This window comes from Brachybacterium sp. UMB0905 (assembly GCF_002871795.1).
In the GTDB taxonomy this organism is placed as follows: Bacteria; Actinomycetota; Actinomycetes; order Actinomycetales; family Dermabacteraceae; genus Brachybacterium.
Genome location: NZ_PNHL01000006.1, coordinates 168,609 through 193,030 on the forward strand (window position 1 = coordinate 168,609; position 24,422 = coordinate 193,030).

The window sequence follows — 24,422 nt, forward strand, 5'->3', positions numbered from 1 at the left end:
TGTCCCTCCGTTACACCAGACATCGGCTCGCTGCCGATGGCGCGGAACCCGGCCTCGTGTGAGGCAGGCTCAGACCTTCCAGACCCAGCTGTCCAGGATCGCCGTGAGCTCCGGGCCGAGCTCCGCGCCGCCATGGTGCTCGGCCACGATCTGGACCACGTTGGACCCCAGGTCCATGCAGTACATCTCACTGACCGCGTCCTGCCCCTGATGGGTGCCGGTGACCCGTTGGACGAACATCTCCTCGCCCCCGATGGTCGTCGGATCCTGCTCCTGCGGATCACCAGCGTCGTCCCAGTTGAATCCGCTCCAGACCGCCTGCGCCCGGCACTCGGTCTGCGCTCCGTACGTGGTCGAGTACATGTACACGCGCAGGTCGTTCGGCGGGACGTCCCCGAGCTCCTCCCCGGGCTCCTCGTCGGCGACCTCCACCAACCCGCCCGCATCGACGAAGCCCTCCGCGTCGCTGAGGTCCACCCAGCCCTCGGGATAGTCGAACGTGAAGTAGTCGCCCTCGTAGGTGGCGACGGCGGCATCATCGGTGGGGTCCCCGCCCCCGGCGCCCCCGCCGCCGTCGCGGGACACCAGGTACAGCACTCCCCCAAGAACCGCCACGACGCCGACCACGACGATGAGCACCGCGCAGACCACCGCGATCCACATGCCCGTCCGCGAGCGCCGCGGCCGCTCCGTCGGCGCTCCGGGCGACCACTGCTGCCCCTGCTGATACGGCTGTCCCATGACCATCCCCCGATCCGTCCTGCCGCACCCGTCTGCGGATGCGACGCGCACGCTCATCGTACGGAGCCGACTACTGTGGAGCCACGCTCCATCCCCCACCTGCCCGTCCTGGAGGACCCGATGGCCCTGAACTCCGCCCAGTTCACCCCGCAAGGCCCCGGGGTGGACTACGACCCCCACTGGTACCGCAAGGCCGTGTTCTACGAAGTGCTCGTGCGCGCCTTCGCAGACGGCAACGGGGATGGCACCGGGGACTTCACCGGTCTGATCGAGCGCCTGGACTATCTGCAATGGCTGGGCATCGACTGCCTGTGGCTGCCTCCGTTCTTCGCCTCCCCGCTGCGTGACGGCGGCTATGACATCTCCGACTATGAGGCGGTGCTGCCGGAGTTCGGGTCCATCACCGACTTCGAGCGCCTGGTCTCCGAGGCGCATCAGCGCGGCATCCGCGTGATCATCGACCTGCCGATGAACCACACCTCGGACAAGCACCCCTGGTTCCTGGAGTCCCGCGCCGACCCCGAGGGTCCCTACGGCGATTTCTACGTGTGGTCCGACACCGACGAGAAGTACCAGGAAGCGCGCATCATCTTCGTGGATACCGAGGAGTCGAACTGGACGTTCGACCCGGTGCGTCGGCAGTTCTTCTGGCACCGCTTCTTCTCCCACCAGCCGGACCTGAACTTCGAGAACCCCGCGGTGCGCGAGGCGATGTTCGATGTGGTGCGGTTCTGGCTGGACAAGGGGATCGACGGATTCCGCGCCGATGCCATCCCGTACCTGTTCGAGGAGGAGGGGACCGACGGGGAGAACCTCCCGGCCACGCATGAGTTCCTGCAGGAGCTGCGGACTTTCGTGGATGAGAACTGGCCCGGCCGCGTGATCATCGCCGAGGCGAACCAGTGGCCGCGCGATGTGGTGGAGTACTTCGGTTCCGAGGACGCGCCCGAATGCCACATGTGCTTCCACTTCCCAGTGATGCCGCGGATCTTCTACGCGCTGCGCGAGGGCTCGGCCCGGCAGATCATCGACATCCTCGAGGACACCCCGGAGATCCCGACGGGTGCGCAGTGGGGCACATTCCTGCGCAACCACGATGAGCTGACCCTCGAGATGGTCTCCCCCGAAGACCGCTCGGCGATGCTGGGCTGGTATGCACCGGATTCGCGGATGCGCGCGAACATCGGCATCCGTCGGCGCCTGGCCCCGCTGCTGGACACCTCTCGCAGCGAGCTCGAGCTGATCCACGCGCTGTTGCTGTCCCTGCCCGGCTCGCCGTTCCTGTACTACGGCGATGAGATCGGGATGGGGGACAACATCTGGCTGGATGACCGCGATGCGGTGCGCACCCCCATGCAGTGGACCCCGGACCGCAATGCCGGGTTCTCCGAGATCACCGACCCCGGCAAGCTGTACCTGCCGGTCATCCAGTCGCTCGTCTACCACTACTCCACCACCAATGTGGAAGCGCAGATGGCACACTCCAGCTCCCTGCTGCACTTCGTGCGGTGGATGCTGGCGGTGCGGCGCGAGCACGACGCCTTCGGCATGGGCGCCTACCGCAACATCCCGGCGGATTCCGAGCGGGTGCTGGCCTTCACCCGCACCTACGACGGCACCGAGCATGGGGAGGAGGCCGAGGAGCACGCGGAAACGCTGCTGTGCGTGTTCAACCTCTCCGGCCGCCCCGTGACCACGACCCTGGAGCTCGGCGGCCTGGCGCGGCGGACGGTGCGCGACCTGTTCGGCGGCGATGAGTTCCCGGCGATCGGGGAGGACGGCGAGCTGACCCTGACGCTCGGTCCCCACGGCTACTACTGGCTCAAGGTGCGTGCCTTGGATCCGCACGGAGAGCCCCTCACGCACACCACGACCCTGCCGGTGATCAGGACGGATGAGGTCGAAGGCGAGGTCTGAGACGCCGCGGCGGGGCGTGATCTGCGTCCGTATCCGCCCTCGAATCCGAGCTAGAACAGGCTAGCCTGTGCAATTCTGCTGGGTCGACAGTCGCCCGGGCGCCATGCCGGGGCGCTCGCGCCGTGTGAGGTGCGATGGAACCAGGAAGGCAGGATGCGATGACCGACCCGCGATCCGCGGCTCAGGAGGCGCAGGATCCCGGCACTGCGCCGGAGCGTCTGCTGCGCCTGGTCCAGGAGCATCCCGAGCTGCACCGCGCCCTGGTCCAGAACCCCTCCACGCCCGAGGTGGCGCGGCAGTGGATCCTCGCGATCGACCCCGCCGCCCGGGTGCTCGTGGACGAGGATCTTCCCTTCGCAGATGGCGATACCCCGCGAGCCGATGACCGGACCGAGGACGGCGACCTCGGCGACGGCGAGGCGCGCGAGGATGCCCCTGACAGCGAGGACCTCGATCTCGGGGCGACCGCGGCCATGGCACCGATCGTGCCGTCCCCGGCTGAAGCAGCGCCAGAACCAGCAGCCCACCCCGACGCCGCACGCACGTCTGGGACCGCGGCGGCGTCCACGGCCTCAGTGGAGCCTGAGCACGAGGACCCGGCCGAGGCGTCGGTGTGGGGCGACCTCTCCCCCGCCCCGGCGCCAAACACGCCGCCATCGGCCGCACCGTTCCCGGAGCACACCTCCTCCCCCGCCCCCGCTGCGGACTCCCCCGCCCCCGCTGCGGAGCCGGCCCCGACCGGTGGGGTGCGCATCAAGAACGCCGCGACCGTGGTGCCGCTGGGGCCGGCGGCAGCGCGTGAAACGGAGCCGGCGCATGAACCGGTGGCGGCCGCGGCCCCGCAGCCGGCACCGGCGCCGCAGCCAGCGCCCTCCCCGCAGCCCGTCCCGGCCACGCAGCCCGCGTCCCCGCTGGATGAGCAGCTGGATGAGGACACCGACGACGGCTCATCCCGTCGGACCTGGTTCGCGTGCGGTGCCTGCGCGCTGCTGGTGCTCGTGGCCGCGATCGGCGGGCGGGCTCTGCTGGGCGGTGATGAGGACGAGTACCGACGCGACTCGGATACGAGCGGTGCGCAGACCCCCGGCGAGGAGGAGAAGTCCGCCGACGGCGAGGAGCCGAGCGAGGCGGAGCCCTCTGAGGACCCCGTCTCCCCGGCCCCGGATGATGCGCTGGAGCTGTCCACCGTGCAGTCCCCCACCGGGAACCTGCGCTGCGCCCTGGACGGCGAGGACGTCGGCTGCTCGGTGATCGAGCAGGACTACGCCGAGGCAGGGCTCGAGGACTGCTCCGAGGGGACGTTCTCGATCCGCAGCGCTGGCGGTGAGGAGGCGGCCCTGGAGTGCGGCACCACCTTCGGCTCCGAGGAGGCGACGGTGCTGGAGTACGGCACCAGCGCGACCGACGGCAAGGTCGCCTGCCGCAGCGAGATGGAGGGCATGACCTGCTGGAACGTCATGACCGGCAAGGGCTTCTTCATCAACAAGGCCACGTACCGGACGTTCTGAGCGATCGGATCAGACCAGCAGATCCACGCTCGACATCACCAGGAAGATCAGCCCGGCGCCCATCGCGATGATGCCGATGATCTCCATCGGAATCCAGAACACCGAGTGCTTGGGACCGCCCTTGATGCTGCGGCGGCCCTGCTCCAACACGCTCTCGATCATCCCCTGGGCCTCCTCGCGCGAGGAGGGCTGCACATTGTCGACCACCAGGGTGCCCTGCTCCGCGGCCTGCTCCAGACGGGGCCGCTCAGCCTCGGCCCAGGCATCGGCCCGGCGCGCGGGGCGGGTGTTGTTGAGGTACCAGCCGTGCGCAGCAGTCATCACCCCACCGAGCAGCAGACCCAGCGGCATCAGAACGCTCGTGGCCGTCGCCGACTCCAGCACGGCGGTGCCAATGACCCCGCCCAGCAGCGCGAGCATCGCTCCGATGTACACCACGGCCAGGATGCCCCAGCCCTTCCAGATGATCATGAAAGTTCCTCCCTGCCCACCCCGTCAGCGAGCACCGGGACGGGAGTGTAGCGGGCGGAGGACGACGGTGCGGTCCGGGGCAAGACGCTCTTGAATCACATCTACAGCAAACCGAACATGGAGACCCTCCAGGCGCATGCGGAGGCGGAAGAACATTTCAAAAACAAAGCGCCCCTCCTTGTTCGTTGGCGCGAAGTGGCTAGGGCCGCATGGCACCATGGGGAGATGTCCCCACGAGTCTGCCGCGTATCGGAGCAGAGTCGGGAAGAAGGACACCGATGACTGCTACACCTCATGCCCCACGCACGAGCTCGCGCCGTGCAGATGCCGGCCGTATGCGCTCAGGGCTCGCCCTGCTGGCGCTTGCCGTTCTCGCGCTCCTTGTCACGGGCATTGCCGCCGTGGCGGTGTGGGATATCGCGACGATCACCGCGGTGCTGCCCCCGGGACCAGACACTGCGGACCCGAACGTGCACGAATACGTGAACACGCCGGCTCTGATCGGTCTGATTCCCGTCGGTCTTGCCGCCGCGCTCGGGCTCGGCGGCCTGGTAGTCGGGACCCTCTCGCTCGCCCGGCGGCGGGGTCGCTGGTGGCAGCTCACTCTTCCCGGTGCCGCGATCATCCTTGCTTTGCTGGGCCCTGTGGCCGCCGCATCGGTGGCAACGCCGACCTTCTGAGCCGCGAGATCCGGCGCACAATACCCCACGGAGAGCTGGAGACGGTGTGAGATCTCAGGACATCGTTCGCCTATGTCTCACGTCATCGTTCGCATGCTGTCGGGGGTGGTGACCGCGGCGCGTCTGGGGGTGGTGTCTAGCTGTCCCGCATCTGACTATGCGGAAGAGCCCGTGAGTTGCTGGGCTGATCTGAAGGAGTCTGATCACCCCTTCCTGCCTGCCCCACAGCGAGCACCGGGACGGGAGTGTAGCGGGCAGAGGGTGGTATACGAGGAACTCCACCCTTGACATGCATAGCACATGCAACTCATGCTCTACGCATGACAACGATGCAGATCCGGAACGTGCCCGAGGAAACCCGCCGCGTGCTCAAGGCACGGGCCGCCGCCGAGGGGCGTTCTCTCAGCGACTACCTCTTGCAGGAGGTCAATCGCCTCGCTGCCCGCCCCACTCGCGCCGAGTTGCTGCGCCGCATCGAGGATCGCGGGCGGATCAGCAACCTGCCCCCGTCCGCTGACGTTCTCGCTGAAGCTCGATCAGAGCGATGACTCTCGTCATCGACGCTTCCGCGGTCGCTGACCTGCTTCTGCGGGAGGAGGACTCTGCGGCTCTGATCGGCGCAATCCAGGGGCATGACCTCGTCGCCCCGGAGATGCTCGTCGCCGAAACGCTCTCCGTCATTCGCGGCTGGACGCGATCAGGAGCCATCAGCACCGAGCGCGCCCGCGGCGCGCTCGACGACTTCTCCCACGGGGATATCGAACTATTCGGCCTGGCGCCCCTACTCCCCCGGGCCTTTGAGCTTCGTGATCGGGTGAGCGCCTACGACGCAATGTATGTGGCTCTCGCCGAGCATCTGGGCTGTGCGCTCCTTACTCGCGATGCGCGGCTCGCCCGCGCCGTGCCGGAACTGGCCGTCTACTGCTAAAGCACAGTGCCGCCACAGCTGCAGTTGAGAGCTGGAGACGGGAATCGAACCCGCAACCACCTGTTTACAAGACAGGTGCGCTACCGTTGCGCCACTCCAGCGGACAGGGGCCGATCCGGGCAGGATCGGTCCCTGCGAGTGTAGAGGGGATCAGGCCCCGCCGTCGGACGCACCTCCCGCGTCCGAGGCGCCACCACTATCCGAGGCATCGCCGGACAGCCGCTCGGTGAGAGTCGCCTTCAGCGCACCGGGCTCATACATCATATTGTTGCCGCCCCACGACTCGCCATCGATGCTCACGAAGGGCGTACTATTGTCGACCTCCTTGCCGTACGGGTCCGAGACCTCATCCACCCAGCGGTCGTAGGTGCTGCCGCGCATGCACGAGCGCACCTCATCGGAGGCACCGGCCTGCTGGGCGAGGTCGAAGATCTCGTCATCGTCCAGGCCCGCGCTGCCCTCCGTCGGCTGGTTGTCGAACATCAGCTTCTGGAAGGCGAGGGTGTTGTCAGGGTTGTCCTCGTACACGCACACCATGGCGTTCGCGGACCGGGTGGAGAAGTCCCCGGACCGCGAATTGGTGTCCAGGAAGTTCCGCAGCACCAGGTTCAGCGTGATGGACTCGTCGTCCACGAACTGCGCGAGATCCACGCCGTTGGCCTGCTCGAATTCACCGCAGAAGGGGCACATGAAGTCCAGGTGGACCTCCACCACGGGGGCGCCGGAGTCCTCCGGGGCGCCGAGGGTCAGGTAGGGCTGGTCCGTGCTCATACCCTTCGGGACAGCGACGGGGCCTTCCGGCTGCGCGGCCCGATACACGAGGAAGCCCGCGCCGGCTACCAGCACGAGTGCCACCACGGTGATCGCCGCGATGACGATGGTGCGGACGGTGCGCTGCCGACGCAGCTCCGCCTGCCGCTGCTTGCGCAGGGCTTCGCGCTGCGCCTCGCGGCGCTCGGCAGCGGACTGGGACGAACCGGACGCGGCCATGTGGACTCCTCGCCCCGCACGTGGATGCGGTCGGTGACAGAACGTCCTGAGCCTAGCGGGGGCAGCGGGGCGAGAGGGTGATGGTCTGCACTACGAGTCCCGGATGTCAGCGGCGCCACAGCGCGATATCGGTCAGGCGCGGCAGCTGGGAGAAGGGGAAGTAGTCGACCGCGCCGCCGCGGGCGAGGATCGTGAACGCCACCGCCCCCAATAGGAGTAGCAGCAGCACGAGCACCACCGCGCTCCACAGCAGGTCCGGAGCTGCCGCGTCGATCATCCGGTGCGCGCCATCGCGGGTGGCGCGGCTGCCGAGCCCCACCCAGGTGATCAGCAGTGTCACGGCGATGGCGATCCCGAAGGCCACCGCCTCCGGTGGGGGCGCACCGGCCAGCAGGGTCCAGGCGGCGTCGGTCGCGATCCCCACCAGCAGGCCCAGCAGCAGCGGCAGGATCACCTGCAGCGCGGTGACCACGAGCCCCCAGGCGAAGCGCAGCGGGCTCAGCAGCCCCGCCTGCCATTGCGGCCCACTTCCCGTCGCCCCGCGCATCCGTGCCCCGGCCACGGCGCGGTGACCGCCCTCCCAGGTGCGGGAGATCGCGCCGAGCAGCAGCATCATCCCCAGCGCGACATACGGGGCGAGCGCCCCGAGAGCCACCAGCAGCAGATGCCCGGTCCACATCAGGCCCGGGCGCCGCGGGGGTGCAGGCACCGGTGGCGGGTACATCTGCTGCGGCGGGGCCGGGACGATGTGCGGCGGCGGCTGCGGGATGGCCTGCTGCGGCGCGGGCATCTGTCGCGGCGGCATGGGCTGCGACGGCATCGGCGCGGGCTGCGGATCCGGGATCACCGGCAGCACCGCCGTGGGCGGCCCCGTGACGGGCAGCACCTCCGTGGCGGGCTCCTCCGGGGTGCGGGTGATGGGCAGCGCTTCCGTCGGCGCCTCCCCGGGGCCCTCCGGAATGTGCGGCAGCGCCTCGGTCGGCTGATCCGTCGGCCCCGGCGTCGGGGTCGAGTCCTGGGACGGTGTTGTGGTGGTGGGCAGCACCTGCGTGGCATCGTCCGCGCTCGAGGTCGCTGCGGCCCCGGCTGCGGCCCCGGCAGCGGCCCCCGTCCCGGCGGTCAGCACCTCCGTCTGGCCCGGATCGTCGTAACGGCTGAGGTCCAGCTCCGCGAGGCGCTCGAGCAGCTCCTCGGGGGCGGGGCGCTCGGCCGGATTCGAGCGCAGCGCGGAGCGCAGCCAGGCGGCGAGCTCGCTCGGTGTGCCCTCCACGTCGATCTCCCCACGCTCGGCGCGCAGGAACACCAGGTCCGCGCGGCCGCTGCCGAAGGGTTCACGGCCCGTCGCCGCGAAGGCCAGCAGCGCCGCCCAGGCCCACCAGTCCCCCGCCTCCCCGGTGTGGTCGGTGCGGATCACCTCCGGGTCCAGGTATGCGGCAGTGCCCATCACCAGACCTGTCGAGGTCAGGCGCGATTCCTCCGCCGCGATCGCGATACCGAAGTCGATGATCACCGGATCCAGACGATCCCCGTCGGGATCAAAGCCCATCAGATCCGCGTCCGTGGCACCGCGCAGCATGACGTTGGAGGGCTTGAGGTCGCGGTGGATCACGCCGGCACCGTGGATGTCCCGCAGCGTCTCCCCCAGCACCAGGCCGACCTCCCGCACCGCCTCCGGGTGCAGGCCGCCGTGATCGCGCACCGCATCCTCGAGGGTGGGGCCGGGGATGAACTCGGTGACCACGAACGCATCGGCGGACTCGAGCTCAGCATCGAGGATCCGCACGATGTTGGCATTGCGGACCAGACGCTGCGCCCCCACCTCGCGGGCAAGACGCGCACGGGCTCGCGGGTCATCGGAGATCTCATGGCGCAGCAGCTTGATCGCCACATCCTGGCCGTCGGCGTCCGTCGCCCGGTACACGATCCCCATGCCGCCGGCGCCGATGCGACTCTGGATCTCATAGCCGGATTCCTCGGCGAGCGCCACCAGACGCGGGTCGCGGGACCCGGGGTGGCGGCGCACAGGGCGAGGGGCGGACATGATCGCCATGCTACGAGGACACGCCTGACCCAGCCCGGCATCGGCCCCGGATTCACCGTTCTCCCACGTGTCATCCGCGCGATGCTCCCGAGACGGACCAATATGGCCGCAGGCGTGAGAGGATCCCGTCGGCGGCGCGGTGGGTGCCGTCACGGGACCGCCGCGGACGGCCCGTCGGATCCGGAAGGGAACCCCATGCGCTCAAACCTGTTCGACGCCGCCAACCAGGAGCGGCAGACCACCGATCGGTGGGCTCTGCAGTCCTCCAAGATGCTGCGCTGCGTGCTGCACCCGCAGGCACCGGAGATCATCTCTGCCGCCGGCGCGATGGTCGCCTACCAGGGGCAGATGGACTTCTCGTACCAGGGCTCCGGCGGTGGCATGAAGCTGCTGAAAAAGATGGCCACCGGGGAGGGCGCGAACATGATGCGCACCCGCGGGCACGGTGAGGTCTTCTACGCCCGCCACGCCGAGGAGATCTTCCTGATCCAGCTCGAGGGCGATGCCCTGACGCTGAACACGAAGAACATGCTGGCCTTCGACTCCACCATCCAGTGGGATATCCGCTCCCTGGGCGGGGCCGGGTTCATGGCCGGAGGCCTGTTCAACCTGTTCCTACAGGGTCAGGGCATGGTCGCCGTCACGAGCGACGGTCCGCCGATGCTGCTGGACTGCTCGCAGCAGCCCACTTTCGTGGACCCGCAGGCAGCGGTGTGCTGGAGCGCGAACCTCACCCCGCAGATCAAGAACGACTTCAAGATGGGTTCCCTGATCGGCCGCGGCTCCGGCGAGTCCTTCCAGCTGGCCTTCCACGGTCCCGGCTTCGTGGTGGTCCAGCCCTCCGAGGGCCCGCCCGTCGTCACCACCTCTTGACCTGCGCGGGACGGCGCCGCAGGCCCCGCGGCTTGGCCCCTACGATGGAGCGGTGACCTCTGCGACGTCTCCGGCGCTGCGCGCCGAGCTCGAGCTGCTGGGCGCCGATGGCCTGCGCCGGGCGGCCGCTGCGGCGGCCAGCCAGTTCGCCGGGGACGGGTCCCCGGCCGCGCCGACGGTGGACCCGATCCCGGTGGTGCTCGGCGCCGAGGAGTGGGAGCAGCTCACGGCGGGGCTGATCCAGCGCCTGCGCCTGCTGGATGCGCTGCACGCGGACCTGTACGGGCCGCGCACCGTGCTGACCGCGGAGCTCACCCCCGTGGCCGAGCTGCTCGCGGACCCGCGGTACCTGCGCACCGCCGTTGGGATCCCCAGCGCACGTGGCGGTGGACTGTTCGCCCTGGCCACGACGGTGATCCGCAAGGCCGATGGGAGCTGGGCGGTGCTCGAGGACGCGGCCGATGTGCCCGATGGCGCCGGCACCGCGCTGGAGCTGCGCCGCGTGCTCTCGCGCAGCACGCCGGCCCTGTATCGCTCGACGCCGCTGCGGCGCCTGCACCCCTTCTTCGACACCGCCCGCGCCGCGCTGCACGAGCGGTTGCGCGCCCGCGGCCGGGCCGGGCGGGCCGTCGTGCTCATCGATGACCGGGCCGATCCGCTGCGCGCGGCCGATCACCACTGGATCGCGAACCTGCTGGGCGCCCCCGCGGTCTCCCCCGCGGATCTGCGCACCGGATCCGGGTCCCTCACACTGCGCCTGCCCGGCCCGGACCGGAATGCGCAGGAACCGGTGGATGCGGTGCTGCGCCTGATTCCCTCGCAGCTGCTGGATCCGCTGGATCTGGGGCCGACGCCGCTGGATGGGGTGACGGGTCTGGTGGAGGCGGCGCGCTGCGGGGATGTGGAGGTGCTGAACCCGCTCGGGGCCGGGCTGCTGGAGAACCCCGCGCTGCGGGAGGCGCTGCCGGATCTGTGCCGCCACCTGCTGCATGAGGATCTGCAGCTGCGGCCCGCCCCCGCGCAAGCCAAGCCCGCCGGGGCGGCGTCCCTGGACCCGGAGGGTGGGAACCAGCTCGTGGAGCGCCCCGTGCAGCTGCGCCTTCTTGTACTCGCCACGGCCGAGGGGTACGAGGTGATGCCCGGAGGGGTGGCGCGCACGGCCGATGCGCACGCCCCGGCGCTCAAGGACATCTGGGTGCAGGTCCCGCAGACAGCCGGGAGCGAGAGCCTAGAGCTGAGCCTCGGGGCGAGCAGCCCCCGGGACCTCGCCACCTACCCGGCGATGAGCCGCTCGATCGGTTCGGACCTGTTCTGGTTCGGCCGCTACCTCGAACGGGTCGACGCGACCGCCAGACTGCTGCGCACTGTGCTGGATACCGTCAACGACCTCGATGCGGAGCCCGGGACAGCGGCCCGTACCGCCCAGGGCGTGCTACTGCGCGCGATCACAGAGGTGACCACCACCTCCCCCGGTTTCCACGCCGTGGACCTCAGCGATGCCGAGGAGGTGACCGCCGAGCTCGCCTCGCTGCTGGGTGACCGCACCCGCCCCGGCTCCCTGGCCCAGTCCTTCGAGGCCCTCGCCCACAGCTCCCGCACTCTGCGCGATGTGGTCTCCGAGGATGTCTGGCCAGTGATCGCACGGCTGCGCCGCACCGTCCGCACCCTGGATCCTGCCGGCCCCGTCCCCCTCGAGCAGGGCCTGACCGCGGTGATCGACGGCTGCCTCACCTTCTCCGGGGCGATCGCCGATTCGATGCCCCGCACTCTGGGCTGGGACCTGCTCGAGGCGGGCCGCAAGCTCGAGCGCTCCCTCACGGTTCTTGCGCTCCTGCGCGCGATCCTGGGGCGGCGCCGCGCGCGGCGGGTCGAGGCCCGCACCGCCGCAGCGCTCGTGGCGATCACCGAATCGGGCGCCTCCTACCGCCGGGCCTTCCACGCCGCCGCCCAACCGGAGCTGGTGCTCGAGCTGCTGCTGGCCGATCCTGCGCTGCCACGGTCGATCGCCTTTCAGCTGCAGCGGCTGGGCCAGGTGCTGGACCGTCTGCCGGAAGGGTCGCCCTCGGCGGCGCTGCGCACCCCCCTCACGGCGCTGCGCAGCCGCGTCGCCGAGTGGGAGCCGCGCGAGCTGCTGTGCCCGCTCGAGGGGCCCGATGGGGCCGATGGGGCCGACCGGGTTGATAGGGCCGATGAGATTGATGGGCCTGATGGGGTTGATGGGCCTGATGGGGCGCCGACGGCGCTGCTTGCCGAGGCCGATGCCGCCGTGAGCACCCTGCGGGAGCTCGCCACCAAGCTCGAGCAACACTACTTCCACGCCTCGGAGTCCACCTCGCACTGGGGGATCGACGATGTCTGAGCCCACCCGCCCCACGTCCTCCACCCCGCAGCAGCCCCGGCCTCTGATCCCACTGCTGGATGAGAGCGCCGACCCGTCGGACCCCATCCACTACCGCATCCACCACCTGACCGCCTACCGGTACGCGAAACCGGTGACCCGCAACTACGGGCGCGCCCATGTGGAGCCGCGCGCCACCACCCACCAGCGCGTCCTCTCCCACGAGGTGGTGGTGGACCCGGCACCGGCACAACTGACCGCACACACCGACTTCTACGGCAACTCCTCCACATACCTGCTGGTGGATGAGCGGCATGAGCACCTGGATGTGCATTCCCACGCCCGCGTGGCCGTGGCCGAGCGACGCTACCCCCTGGACGCGATCTCACGCCCCTTCGAACGCTGCCGACCAACGCACTGGGGCCCGCTGCTGCCCGATGCGAATCTCGACTTCACCCACCCCTCGCCCCGGATCCCCGAGACCGCCGCCGCGCACGAGCTGAGCGCCGCCGTGTTCACGCCCGGGCGCGCGATCGGCGAATGCCTCGCGGATCTCACCGCCCTGATCCACAGCGACTTCACGTACGACACCGCCGCGACCACCGTCACCTCCACGCTGCAGGACGTGCTGGAGGCCCGTCGGGGTGTCTGTCAGGACTTCGCTCACGCCGGGATCGCCGCGGTGCGGGCCGCGGGACTCGCCGCCCGATACGTCTCCGGCTACCTGCGCACCGCCCCATCGGCCCGCGGGACGCTCGGCACCGAGCCGGCCGGGCAGATGGTCGGCTCCGCCGCAAGTCACGCCTGGCTGTCCGTGCTGGTGCCGGGCACCGGCTGGGTGGACATCGACCCGACCAACCGCACCTTCGTGGACCAGCGCTTCGTCACCACCGCCTGGGGACGGGACTACGCCGATGTGCCGCCGCTGAAGGGCATCGTGGTGGGGCCACCCGGGGCACGCAGCACCCTGCGCGTGGCCGTCGAGGTGGTGCCGGAAGAGCCCCCGGCCGATGAGACGCCGAGGCCCTGAGCCATGACGGCATCGTGACGGGTCCGTGACCTGCACCAGGACCATCGCCGAAGCGTTTCGCGCACCGCGGGCGTATCCTCAGCCCTGACCATCGTTGGGCAGTGTTGCTCACGTGGCTGCACTGATGTGCAGCGCATCGCCCCCTCTTTTGCGAATCGCAGGACAGGAATCATGAACGCCTCCTCAACTCCCCCCACCGCTGCACCGGCACCGCCGAACACGCAGATCCCCACCCCGAAGGCGCTCGCCAAGGCCCTCGAAGACGGGATGTACGCCAAGGCCACCGCCCCGCTGCTGCAGATGTTCCTGCAGACCCTCACCGGCGGCGCGTTCATCGCCTTCGGCTTCATCTTCATGGTCACCTCCCAGCAGGGCATCAGCGACTGGCCCACCGGCGTCGGCAAGGTACTCGGCGGCGTCGTGTTCTCCGTGGGCCTCGGCCTCGTGGTGATCTCCGGCTCGGACCTGTTCACCGGCACCACGATGACGGTCATGCCGCGCCTGTCCGGCCGCATCGGCACGGGCAAGATGCTCACGCACTGGATCGTGTCCATCGTCGGGAACTTCATCGGCTCCGTCGTGATGGCCGTGCTGATCATCCTCGGCGGCACCCACGCCTCCAACAAGTCGGCCTGGGGCATGACGGTTCTGAACATCACGCAGGCCAAGCTCGGCTATGACTGGCACCAGGCGTTCTTCCTGGGCCTGCTGGCGAACTTCGCGGTGTGCCTGGCGGTGTGGGTCTCGATCGCCGGCAAGACCGTGGCTGACAAGATCCTCGCCGTCGCCGGTCCGATCGCCCTGTTCGTCGCCTCCGGTTTCGAGCACTCGGTGGCCAACATGTTCATGCTGCCCCTGGGCTGGATGATCAAGACCTTCGCCGGGGACAAGTTCTGGAGCGGCGAGGCACTCGCCGATGCCGGCAAGTCCGCCGCCGACTACGCGGACATCACCGCCCTCTCCGTCCTGTGGGACAACCTCATCCCGGTGCTGCTGGGCAACATCGTGGGCGGCGCCGTGTTCGTCGGCGTCTACTTCTGGGCGATCTACCGTCGCGGCGACGCCGACATCGCCAAGGCGTGAGCCCGTCGGTCCCCTGACCCCCTGCCGACCCCCATCGGCACCCTGCGGCCCCGGCCGGGACATCGACCATGATGTCCCCACCGGGGCCGCATCATGTCTCTGCATCATGTCTGCACTGTGGAGGGTCCGTGGAGGCCGCGTCGAGCCGCTCACACGGACCTGACCGGGCATGAGAGCGCCGATAGAGTGGTCCGCAGCTTCCAGCCGCCGCCCCCGTCGGGCCGGGCGGCATTCCGACCCGGCGCGCTCGCGCCACGAGACCGAGGTGAGATGTCCTCCTCCCAGCAGCCCTTCCGTCTGGCCGTGATCGGCTCCGGCCCCGCCGGCGTCTACGCCGCCGAGACCCTGCTGCGCTCGGCGCCCGTCAAAGGCGGGGAGCTCGAGGTCTCCATCGACCTGTTCGACAAGTACCCGGCGCCCTTCGGGCTGATCCGCTACGGCGTGGCCCCGGATCATCCGCGTATCAAGGGCATCATCACAGCGCTGCACCGCATCCTGGGCCGCGGCGACATCCGCTTCCTGGGGGACGTGGAGTTCGGCACCGATCTCACGCTCGAGGATCTGCGCACCCACTACGACGCGGTCGTGTTCGCCACCGGCGCGCTCAAGGACGCGGACCTGCACATCCCCGGCATCGACCTGGAGGGCTCCTTCGGCGCCGCCGACTTCGTGGCCTGGTATGACGGCAACCCCGACTATCCACGCAGCTGGGACCTCTCCGCCGAGCAGGTCGCAGTGATCGGCAACGGCAACGTGGCGCTGGATATTGCGCGCGTGCTCTCCAAGAGCGGCGACGAGATGCTGCGCACCGAGATCCCGCAGAACGTCCACGAAGGTCTCGCCGCGGCGCGCACCACGGATGTGCATGTCTTCGGCCGCCGCGGCCCCGCCCAGACGAAGTTCTCCCCGCTCGAGGCGCGCGAGCTCGCCCACCCGAAGGGCCTGCAGGTCGTCATGGATCCGCGGGACCTCGAGCAGGTCACGGAGGCCGAGTGGGAGGCGATCCGGGCCGATAAGCGCACCGATCAGGTGGTGCAGACCTTCGTGGGCTGGCTCGAGGATCAGCAGGCCCGGGAGGCCGCCGGCGAGGAGCCCACCGACCGTGAGGGCGGGCCGGTCAGCCGCCGCCTGCACATGCACTTCTGGCACCGTCCCGTCGAGGTGCTCGGCGAGGACGGGCAGGTCACCGGCATGCGCTTCGAGCGCACCCGGCTGGACGCCGACGGGAACCTCGAGGGCACCGGCGAGTTCGTGGACTACGAGCTGGATGCGGTGTACCGCGCGGTGGGCTACCACGGCTCCGAGCTGCCGGGCATTCCCTACGACGCGCGCCGCGGCGTGATCACCAACAGCGCCGGCCGCGTCACCGAGGCCGATGGCACCGTGCTGCCGGGCCTGTACACCAACGGCTGGATCAAGCGCGGGCCGGTGGGGCTGATCGGCGCCACGAAGTCCGATGCGCTCGAGACCGTGGGCAGCCTGCTGGAGGACATCACCGTCGGCAGCCTCCCGCGCGCCGAGGTGCGCGATGACGAGGCGATCCTGCGCCTGCTCGAGGACCGCGGCGTGGAATACACGACCTGGGATGGCTGGATGGCGCTGGATGCGCACGAAAAGGCCCTGGGCGCCGCGAGCAAGGACGCCGACGGCGAGCCGCGCGCCCGCGTCAAGGTCGTGGACCGCGAAGAGATGGTCCGGATCAGCCGCGAAGGCATGGCGCAGGCCGCGGCGGGCGAGAGCGCGAGCGAGAGCTGAGGCGCGGCGCAGCCGACGGCTGACCCACGTGCGACGCCGCTAGCCCCGTCCCTCTCCGGCGCCAAGCCGCGTCAGTTCACCGCCTATACGACGGTAAGGATTGACGGGAGCCACATGCGAGCAGCCATGGACAGGCACCTCAACGCTTGCCACAAGCGCGGCGACCATGTACGTTCACGCCATGGATGTGAGAATAGCCACACCGTCGGAGGGTGAGCGTGACGCAGGGGCGCCCTGGGCGCCATTGCTCATAGGTGCTTGCTCCCTGCTTGTCATGACCATCCGATTCCCCCCGACAGACTTGACCGGCTGGCTTGCCAGTTCACTTCAGGTTCCCATTCAGATCATTTTGCTTGGATGTACAGCGCTTTGCTTGGCTGGATATCTCATCGCAAGAAAAACTGATTCAAGGGCCGGCGTTACCCTAAATAGCATCGTCGGGACTCTTGCGTTAGCGTCGGCCTTAACTTCCACTATCTCAATCCTCATCAACTGACCATTCGAATCCGCGAAAGAGGTATAGCTGAGAATAATCTAGGCCGCAGAACTATTCTTGGGGCGGGCATGCTAGGCCTCGCCCTCGGAACCCTCCCGGCATCTATGGCCTCCGCCGAGGGAATAGGTCGCTCTCTCGAGTCCAGCCTAAAAGCTGCTCTCGCCGATCGCGCTACGAAGATTGGGGTACCACTGGAGGCGATAGAAGATCTTTCATATGAACCCACCCCTGAAGTCTTAGGTGAATACGCAGCCAACCCACAGGAGTGCGTTGCTGGGATCGCCGAACTCATCCTTCCCGACGAGTGCGACCAGTGCTCAAAGCCAACCAATTCAGCAGCCCCCACTGGACCCATCGCCTCCCCGACTGGGACTGCTACCTACAATGCCAAAGTGTTTGCCGGAGTGCCCGCTGGTGGCATATGTCAGATTCGACAGGACTTCAGGGCTACCGTCACCAACTATAGGGTCTCGGGAGTAAAGATCCTGGGGTCATCGTACGTGGTGGGCGTGTGCCTGTTTCAGTGGAGCCCCAATCGACAGTGGCATTCCATTTCGGGGAGGACCTTCAATCTCCGCATGAAGGGAACCTTCTCTGCCGTAATCAAAGGGGGGCCCATTACTTTTTCCGCGACCTTCTTGGCCATCTACGACATCCAGCGCAGCGGACTGAAGCAGCATTTCCAGTGATGTAATACGACACAGTCAGATCCCACTCTGCTAAAGGGGCCTCATTTCGCACGGGCGCTGCCCGGCAGAGTCGCACGCCGAGTGGGAGGCGATCCGGGCGGATAAGCGTACCGATCAGGTGGTGCAGACTTGCGTGGGCTGGCTCGAAGATCAGCAGGCCCGGGAGGCCGCTGGCGGGGAGCCCACCGACCGTGAGGGAGGGCCCGTGACGCGGCGTCTGCACATGCACTTCTGGCATCGCCCGGTGGAGGTGCTCGGCGAGGACGGGAAGGTCACCGGCATGCGCTTCGAGCGCACGCGGCTGGATGGCGCTGGATGCGCATGAGAAGGCCCTGGGTGCCGCGAGCATGGACGCCGACGGGGAGCCGCGCGCCCGCGTCAAGGTCGTGGACCGCGAGGAGATGGTCCGCATCAGCCGCGAAGGCATGGCGCAGGCTGCGGGCGGGGACACTGCCGAGGCCTGACAGCCCAGATGCCGGCTGACGGCCCTAGCCCCGGGCCGGTGTCCTCCAGGGGCTGAATATGACAAGCGGTGGCGATATCGCCACCGCTTGTCATATTCAGCCCCTCGCTGCACTGAGCGCTCCGGGACCATCCTCAGGTCGCGGGCGCGTCACCCTCGTGTTCGAGGATGTACCGGATCGTCTCCTCGATTGCAGCGGGCACGTCGTCGTCCTCGAAGCCCAGGGCTTCCTGCGTGAGGGCGGGGTCCACGCTGAGGTCCCTGCCTCGGATCCGATCTGCCTTCACCATGGAGATGCCGTGCTCGACGCCCTGCTGCGCGCAGGCCTCGTCGATCTGGAGCATGGCCTGCTCGAGTGCCGCGACGGGCACCGGCACGATGGCGGTCTGGATCTCCATGAGCTCCACCATCGTGCGGTAGAAGTCCTCGTGCCGCAGGGCGTATCCGCTGATGGGGTAGGTGCCGCGATGCTCGCCGCGCTCCATCGCGCCGACGGCGGCCTGCCCCACCTGGCGGGTGGTGACCGCGGCGGTCACTCCCTCAGGATGGGCGGGGAACTGCTCGCGCGAGCGGAGCTGGTCCATGAACATCTTCCATAGCGGCATGCGACCGGGCATGGTGCCGAAGATGTAGGGCAGGCGCAGGCTGGTCACATCCATCGCCCCATCCCCCTCGGCGAAAGCGACCTGCTCCTGCAGCAGTCGCATGAGCGGGTAGCCCTCGGTCATGAGCTCGAGCTCCGGCATCGCCTCGGCGAAGTGCGCGAAGTACGAGCCGTAGACCACGAACTTCGCGACCCCGGCCAGGCGGGCGAGCGCAGCGACGCGCTGAGTGGGCAGCACGTTCGCCTCATAGAAGAAGCGCGAGGAGGGCGCGGGCGGGGTCACGCGCTCATCGGCCCCGATCGCATACATCACCGCATAGTGGCCCTCAAGCAGCCCGAGCACCTCGTCGTCATCCATGTGCGTGATGTCGCCGAGGTGGGAGGTGACCCGGTCGCCGTAGGGCTCGAAGAGGTCCTCCGCGGGCATCGGAGGCAGAGCGATGCTCGTGACGTCATAGCCGCGGTCGATGAGGACATCGATCGTGGCGTGGCCCAGCAGGCCAGTGCCACCGAGGACCAGAACTTTGCGTGTCATGAGGGAACCTCCTTGAGCAGCGGATGCTGTCTCCACGGTACGGACCGCTCACGCTGTTCAGACAGGACCTTGTGCGGTGGCTGCGCGGCAGGGTCGGCCCAGGTTCAGGCCTCCGCAAGCGCCTGCAAGCGCGCCACGGCCCCGCTCGGTGGCGCCGACCAGCCGAGGGCGGCGGCGACCCGCCTGCCCGCCTCGAGGTCCGCCTGCGCACCCGCCGGGTCGATCTCACCGGCGAGGCCTTCCGGGGCCGAGCCTTCCACCGCGAGGTCGCGCAGGTCGATCACCGCCGCCCCGGGATCCGTCGGCCCGTCTGCGCCGGGACGCACCACCACGGCCGACGCAGCCCCGTCCCCGATCGCCGCGAGGGCGGTCCGGAGCGTCTCACCCCCGGCATCAGCGGGCCCGGGGACCAGCAGCACCGCGGCATACGGCAGCGCCTGCTCCCCCGCGAGCCATGCCGGTGCCTCCGCGAGACTCGGCAGCGGGATCGACCACACGTAGTCCCGCACATGCCCCAGCTCGAAGCGCCGCACCTCCTCGAGGTGCTCGATCCAGCTGCGCGTGGGCATGTGGCCACCCACGGGCCGGGCGAGGGGGCGGACGTCCCCGAGCACCAGCAGCGGCCTAGACCGCTCCGGCTCCACGCCCACGGGAGAGAAGCCGACGACCGGAGCAACCGCGGCGTCCGACTCTCCCGCCTCCGCAGCAGCCTCCGTCGGTACCTCTTCACCGAACGCCGCCGGATCCAGGCCCGCACGGGGCTCCCTGTCGGCCCTTGCGAGCGGCGCATCGGGGCCGAGCAGCCCCAGCTCGGTGAGGAACTGCTGGGCGAAGTGGCGGTGCCCGGCCGGGGCTGGGTGGATCGCATCGCCGTAGAGCGCCTCGAGCTGGCCGAGCTCGCCCGCCTCCCAGTGCGCGAAGGTGTCCACGAGCGTGACCTGCTGGGCGTCCGCCACATCCCGCACCCGCTGGATGTATTCGGGGTAGTCCAGGCGGCGCTCGTCCACGCCGTGGATCGGCTGCGAGGTGGCGAGGATCGGGACGGCGCCGCGGGAGCGGACCTGTGCGACGAGCTCGGTGAGGGCCGCGGTGTACTGCTCGAGGTCCACGCCGAGGGCGCTGTCGTTCATGCCGATCATGACGGCGACGATGTCGGGCCGGGGCGCGTGCACGCGCTCCGCGGCGGTGGTGAGCACGCCCCGGGTGTCCATCCCCTCGGGGACGGGCCACGAGATCACCGTGTCGCCGCTGATGGCGGTGTTCAGCACGACGTCGTTCCGGCCCAGGACGTCCTGCAGATGCGCGGCCACGAGCTGTGTCCAGGAGCGGTAGCCGAGGGTGTGCAGGGCGCCATGGGTGATCGAGTCGCCGGTGAACAGCCAGCGCAGACCGTCGCGGGCGAGAGCGTCCTGCAGGTGCAGGTCAGTGGCCATGGGCTCCTCCGTCACAGGGGTGTCAGCCTCTAAGGAATATCAGCATCCGACGTATATCAGCATCCACGAGGGTGTCAGCGGCGGATGGTGGCGAGGTGGTCGGCGATGCGGTCCACCGCCTCGGCGAGCACGTCCACGGAGGGCAGGGTCACCAGGCGGAAATGATCCGCGGTCGCGAGATTGAAGCCGGTCCCCTGCGTGACCAGCAGCTTCGTGGAGCGCAGGAGGTCATAGGCGAACTGCTCGTCATCGTCGATCCGGTACATCTCGGTGTCCAGGCGCGGGAACATGTACAGCGCTCCGGCGGCCTTGACGACGCTCACGCCGTCGATCGCGGCGAGTCCCTCGTAGGCGACGTCGCGCTGTTCGCGCAGCCGTCCGCCGGGCAGCACGAGATCATTGATGGTCTGGTAGCCGCCGAGCGCCGTGGCGACCACGTGCTGGGCGGGCACGTTCGGGCACAGCCGCATATTGGACAGCACATCCAGACCCTCGATGAAGCTCGTGGCGTGGTCCTTGGGGCCGTACAGCGTCATCCACCCGGCCCGGAATCCGGCCACCCGGTACGCCTTGGACAGGCCGTTGAAGGTGATGCTCAGCAGGTCGGGGGCGAGGGAGGCGATGGGGGTATGCACGGCGTCGTCGTAGAGGATCTTGTCGTAGATCTCATCGGCGAGGATCAGCAGGCCGTGCTTGCGGGCGATCTCCACGATGCCGCGCAGCACGGACTCGGGGTACACGGCGCCGGTGGGGTTGTTGGGGTTGATGACAACGATGGCCTTGGTGCGCGGAGTGACCTTGTCGGCGATGTCGGTGAGATCCGGCCACCAGGACTGCTCCTCATCGCAGCGGTAGTGGACGGCCCGACCGCCGGCGAGGGAGACGGCCGCGGTCCACAGCGGGTAGTCGGGCTGCGGGATGAGCACTTCGTCGCCGTCATCCACAAGCGCCTGGCACACCATCTGGATCAGCTCGGAGACGCCATTGCCCAGGTAGATGTCATCCAGTTCGATGCCGGGCATGCCGCGCGTCTGGTAGTACTGCGCCACCGCGCGGCGGGCCGAGGGGATGCCCTTCGAATCGGAGTACCCCTGCGCGGTGGGCAGATTCTTGATCATGTCCACGAGGATCTCGTCGGGCGCCTCGAAGCCGAACGGGGCCGGGTTGCCGATGTTGAGCTTGAGGATCTTGTGGCCCTCGGCCTCCATGCGGGCGGCCTCGGCGGGCACCGGTCCTCGGATCTCGTAGCAGACTTCGCGTAGCTTCGAGGACTGGGTGAAGATCATGGGTCGGCTCCTGGCCTGCTCGGGGTGAGGGACAGGGTAGTCGGCACTCCCGGGCGCGGCGCGGGTATCCCGCGGGGTGGTCGCGCAGGGCCGACGGGGCGGGATTACGCAGGGCCGACGGGGGATTACGCAGTGCCGACGGGGTGAGCGGGCGGAATAGGCGAAGTGGGCGCAAAGAGTCACGATGCGGCCACCCTTGACGAACCACCCTTAGTTTCATATTTTCAGTAATGCGTCGGCATGGTGGCCGACGTCCGCGCCCGTCCGCGCGTCAGGACGTCTTGGGAGGCATCGATGACCCCGACCCGTCGGCCCGCCGAGCACCCCGTGCTCGCCCCCGTGCCCGACCGCACCCACCGCATCCACCTGCGTTCCGCGGGCGTCTCGGTGGTCCTCGACGTCACCGACGGTCGAGCCCCGGCGATCCCCCACTGGGGCGCCGATCTGGGCGAACTGAGCGCGAACGACCTCGACGCGGTCTGCGAGTCCGCCGTCGAGGCGGCGGTGAACAACGCGGTGGACGTCCCGGTGCGCCTGGGGATCCTCCCCGCCCAGGCCGATGGCTGGCTGGGCCGCCCGGGCCTGACCGGCTCCCGGCCCGACGGATCCGGCTGGGCACCACGCCTGCACACCGAGGCCATCACCCTCGACGGCCAGCCCCTGACCGCGACCCACGTCCAGAGCGGACCGGGCCGCGTGGTCATCAAGCTCGCCGATGAACCCCAGAGCCTCGCCGTCGAGCTGACCCTCGAGCTGCTGGATTCCGGTCTGCTGCGCGTACGCGGCACCGTCACGAACACCGGCGAGACCCCGTACGCCCTGGATGAGCTCACTGTCGCCCTGCCCGTTCCGGCGCGGGCGAGCGAGCTGCTGGACTTCGCCGGCCGCTGGGCCCGCGAGCGCACCCCGCAGCGCAGCACCTTCGGCGTCGGCACCCATCTACGGGAGAACCGTCGCGGCCGCACCGGAGCGGACAGCGCACACGTGTTGCACGCGGGAACCCCTGGCGTCGGGTTCAGCCACGGCGAAGTGTGGGGCGTGCACCTCGGGTTCTCCGGCAACCACCGCCACCTGGCCGAACAGGTCAACACCGGGACGAAGATCCTCGCCGGCGGCGAGATGCTGACTGCCGGGGAGGTCGTACTCGACCCTGATGCCAGCTACACGAGCCCCTGGCTGTATGCCACCTACGGCGCTGGCCTCGATCAGGCCGCTCACCGCTTCCACCGTTTCCTGCGTTCGCGCGAGCACCACGTGTCCACCCGTCGGCCGGTCACCCTGAACGTGTGGGAGGCGGTCTACTTCGACCACGATCTGGCGCGCCTGCGGGACCTGGCCGACCGCGCCGCAGAGCTCGGCGTCGAACGGTACGTGCTGGATGACGGGTGGTTCGGTTCCCGTCGCGATGACCACTCGGGGCTGGGCGACTGGGTGGTCTCCGCCGAAGTGTGGCCGGACGGCCTGTCGCCCCTGATCGACCATGTGACCGATCTGGGCATGGAATTCGGCCTCTGGTTCGAGCCGGAGATGGTCAACGAGGACTCCGAGGTGGCTCGCGCCCATCCCGAGTGGATCCTGGGTCCGGATTCCGAGCAGCTGCCCGTCGAGTCCCGCCACCAGCAGGTCCTGAACCTCACCATCCCCGGCGCCTATGAGCATGTGAAGAACCAGATCCTCGCGCTGCTGGACGAGTACGACATCGGCTACATCAAGTGGGACCAGAACCGGGACCTGCTAGAAGCCGCCACCCGGGCCACAGGTCGCGCTGCCACGCATGAGCAGACGCTAGCGGCCTACCGCCTGATGGACGAGCTCAAGGCCGCTCATCCGGGCCTGGAGATCGAAGCCTGCGCTTCCGGCGGCGCTCGCGTGGACCTCGGGGTGCTCGAACACACCGACCGGGTGTGGGTCTCGGATTGCATCGACCCGCTGGAGCGCCAGTTGATGAACCGCTGGACCAGCCAGCTGTTGCCGCTCGAGCTCATGGGCAGCCACATCGCCTCCGGACGCTCCCACACCACCGGGCGCCTGCACACCCTGAGCTTCCGCGGCCTCACAGCCTTGTTCGGCCACCTCGGCATCGAATGGGACCTTGCGCAGGCCAGCGAGGCCGAGCTGACGGAGCTGCGCGCGTGGATCGCCCTGTACAAGCAGCAGCGTGAGCTGCTGTTCACCGGTGATCTGGTGCGCGTGGACCGCGGGGAGGACGTGCAGTGGATGTACGGCGTGCTCTCCCCCGCCCGCGATGAGGGCCTGTTCGTGCTGGCCGCGGTCGACCGGCAGGGCACCTCCCAGCATGCCCGGCTGACCTTCCCGGGTCTGGACCCCGCAGCCAGGTACCGGCTGCGTCCCCTCATCATCGGCGAGCGGCCGCATGGCCTGAACGCCCCCGCCTGGTGGCAGCGCGCCGAGGAGCAGGACGGCATCGTCCTGCCCGGCGGGGTGCTGACCACCTCCGGACTCGCCGCTCCCCTGCTCGATCCTGAGCAAGGGGTGCTGCTGTCCCTCACTCGTGAGCACGGCGACACCTCCTCGCCGCGCTGACCTCCCCCACCCTCCCC

The 24,422-nt window shown here is 69.1% G+C and carries 20 protein-coding genes, 1 tRNA gene and 1 pseudogene; 14 read left to right on the top strand and 8 right to left on the bottom strand.

The window, feature by feature from the left end; all coding sequences use genetic code 11:
- Positions 1-69: 69 nt before the first annotated feature.
- Positions 70-741 (bottom strand): hypothetical protein, encoded by a 672-nt coding sequence (locus CJ197_RS07740; protein WP_146007729.1) that lies wholly within the window; start codon positions 739-741, stop codon positions 70-72.
- Positions 742-861: 120 nt separating this feature from the next.
- Here CJ197_RS07740 and treS point away from each other — a divergent pair, with 120 nt between their 5' ends.
- Positions 862-2,658 (top strand): maltose alpha-D-glucosyltransferase, encoded by a 1,797-nt coding sequence (gene treS, locus CJ197_RS07745; protein ID WP_102236236.1) that lies wholly within the window; start codon positions 862-864, stop codon positions 2,656-2,658.
- 158 nt (positions 2,659-2,816) lie between these two features.
- A complete protein-coding gene (locus CJ197_RS07750) occupies positions 2,817-4,166 on the top strand; it encodes a hypothetical protein (RefSeq protein ID WP_102236165.1) in 1,350 nt (449 codons plus the stop codon).
- Positions 4,167-4,175: 9 nt separating this feature from the next.
- Here CJ197_RS07750 and CJ197_RS07755 read toward each other — a convergent pair whose 3' ends face one another.
- On the bottom strand, positions 4,176-4,637 hold the full coding sequence (locus CJ197_RS07755; RefSeq protein WP_102236166.1) for a hypothetical protein: 462 nt from the start codon (positions 4,635-4,637) through the stop codon (positions 4,176-4,178).
- A 335-nt stretch (positions 4,638-4,972) separates the two neighbouring features.
- On the opposite strand from CJ197_RS07755, the gene CJ197_RS07760 reads away from it, so the two are divergent.
- From CJ197_RS07760 to CJ197_RS07770, 3 genes are all read left to right on the top strand, one after another.
- Positions 4,973-5,317 carry a hypothetical protein gene (locus tag CJ197_RS07760; RefSeq protein ID WP_102236167.1) on the top strand — a complete coding sequence of 115 codons (345 nt, stop codon included), beginning with the start codon at positions 4,973-4,975 and terminating at the stop codon, positions 5,315-5,317.
- A 320-nt stretch (positions 5,318-5,637) separates the two neighbouring features.
- Positions 5,638-5,865, top strand: a complete 228-nt coding sequence (locus CJ197_RS07765) for an antitoxin (protein ID WP_199173890.1) — start codon at positions 5,638-5,640, stop codon at positions 5,863-5,865.
- A complete protein-coding gene (locus CJ197_RS07770; RefSeq protein WP_102236169.1) occupies positions 5,862-6,245 on the top strand; it encodes a type II toxin-antitoxin system VapC family toxin in 384 nt (127 codons plus the stop codon). Before CJ197_RS07765 ends, CJ197_RS07770 begins: the two co-directional genes overlap by 4 nt.
- A gap of 29 nt (positions 6,246-6,274) precedes the next feature.
- Here the strand turns inward: CJ197_RS07770 and CJ197_RS07775 are convergent.
- The 3 genes from CJ197_RS07775 to CJ197_RS07785 all read right to left on the bottom strand — a co-directional run bounded on the left by CJ197_RS07775 (position 6,275) and on the right by CJ197_RS07785 (position 9,276).
- A tRNA-Thr gene (locus CJ197_RS07775) sits at positions 6,275-6,346 on the bottom strand.
- Positions 6,347-6,395: 49 nt separating this feature from the next.
- The gene (locus tag CJ197_RS07780) at positions 6,396-7,235 is read right to left on the bottom strand and encodes a thioredoxin domain-containing protein (RefSeq protein WP_102236170.1); all 840 of its coding nucleotides are present in this window, start codon (positions 7,233-7,235) and stop codon (positions 6,396-6,398) included.
- A 106-nt stretch (positions 7,236-7,341) separates the two neighbouring features.
- Positions 7,342-9,276 carry a serine/threonine-protein kinase gene (locus CJ197_RS07785; protein ID WP_233190736.1) on the bottom strand — a complete coding sequence of 645 codons (1,935 nt, stop codon included), beginning with the start codon at positions 9,274-9,276 and terminating at the stop codon, positions 7,342-7,344.
- Positions 9,277-9,471: 195 nt separating this feature from the next.
- Here CJ197_RS07785 and CJ197_RS07790 point away from each other — a divergent pair, with 195 nt between their 5' ends.
- The 8 genes and pseudogenes from CJ197_RS07790 to CJ197_RS15890 form a co-directional block, all read left to right on the top strand.
- Complete coding sequence (locus CJ197_RS07790) at positions 9,472-10,149, top strand: AIM24 family protein (protein ID WP_102236172.1); 678 nt, start codon at positions 9,472-9,474, stop codon at positions 10,147-10,149.
- 52 nt (positions 10,150-10,201) lie between these two features.
- Complete coding sequence (locus CJ197_RS07795; protein WP_102236173.1) at positions 10,202-12,508, top strand: circularly permuted type 2 ATP-grasp protein; 2,307 nt, start codon at positions 10,202-10,204, stop codon at positions 12,506-12,508.
- Positions 12,501-13,517, top strand: coding sequence for a transglutaminase family protein (locus CJ197_RS07800; RefSeq protein ID WP_102236174.1), 1,017 nt, complete (start codon positions 12,501-12,503; stop codon positions 13,515-13,517). The genes CJ197_RS07795 and CJ197_RS07800 overlap by 8 nt, the downstream gene beginning before the upstream one ends.
- A gap of 171 nt (positions 13,518-13,688) precedes the next feature.
- Entirely contained in the window at positions 13,689-14,600 is a 912-nt protein-coding gene (locus tag CJ197_RS07805) for a formate/nitrite family transporter (RefSeq protein WP_102236175.1), read from the top strand.
- 270 nt (positions 14,601-14,870) lie between these two features.
- A complete protein-coding gene (locus CJ197_RS07810) occupies positions 14,871-16,355 on the top strand; it encodes an FAD-dependent oxidoreductase (protein ID WP_102236176.1) in 1,485 nt (494 codons plus the stop codon).
- A gap of 564 nt (positions 16,356-16,919) precedes the next feature.
- A complete protein-coding gene (locus tag CJ197_RS14880; RefSeq protein ID WP_146007730.1) occupies positions 16,920-17,540 on the top strand; it encodes a hypothetical protein in 621 nt (206 codons plus the stop codon).
- A 118-nt stretch (positions 17,541-17,658) separates the two neighbouring features.
- Positions 17,659-17,865 carry a hypothetical protein gene (locus CJ197_RS15885; RefSeq protein ID WP_369801510.1) on the top strand — a complete coding sequence of 69 codons (207 nt, stop codon included), beginning with the start codon at positions 17,659-17,661 and terminating at the stop codon, positions 17,863-17,865.
- Positions 17,840-18,004 (top strand): annotated as a pseudogene (locus tag CJ197_RS15890) (pyridine nucleotide-disulfide oxidoreductase); the annotation flags it as partial. The gene CJ197_RS15885 and the pseudogene CJ197_RS15890, both read left to right, overlap by 26 nt.
- A 133-nt stretch (positions 18,005-18,137) precedes the next feature.
- On the opposite strand, the gene CJ197_RS07820 reads toward CJ197_RS15890, so the two are convergent.
- From CJ197_RS07820 to CJ197_RS07830, 3 genes are all read right to left on the bottom strand, one after another.
- Complete coding sequence (locus CJ197_RS07820; RefSeq protein WP_102236177.1) at positions 18,138-19,142, bottom strand: NAD(P)-dependent oxidoreductase; 1,005 nt, start codon at positions 19,140-19,142, stop codon at positions 18,138-18,140.
- A gap of 104 nt (positions 19,143-19,246) precedes the next feature.
- Entirely contained in the window at positions 19,247-20,575 is a 1,329-nt protein-coding gene (locus tag CJ197_RS07825) for an SGNH/GDSL hydrolase family protein (protein ID WP_102236178.1), read from the bottom strand.
- Positions 20,576-20,649: 74 nt separating this feature from the next.
- Entirely contained in the window at positions 20,650-21,861 is a 1,212-nt protein-coding gene (locus CJ197_RS07830; protein ID WP_102236179.1) for a pyridoxal phosphate-dependent aminotransferase, read from the bottom strand.
- 294 nt (positions 21,862-22,155) lie between these two features.
- Between CJ197_RS07830 and CJ197_RS07835 the strand changes: the two genes are divergently transcribed.
- Positions 22,156-24,405 (top strand): alpha-galactosidase, encoded by a 2,250-nt coding sequence (locus CJ197_RS07835; RefSeq protein ID WP_102236180.1) that lies wholly within the window; start codon positions 22,156-22,158, stop codon positions 24,403-24,405.
- The last annotated feature ends 17 nt before the right edge of the window (positions 24,406-24,422 follow it).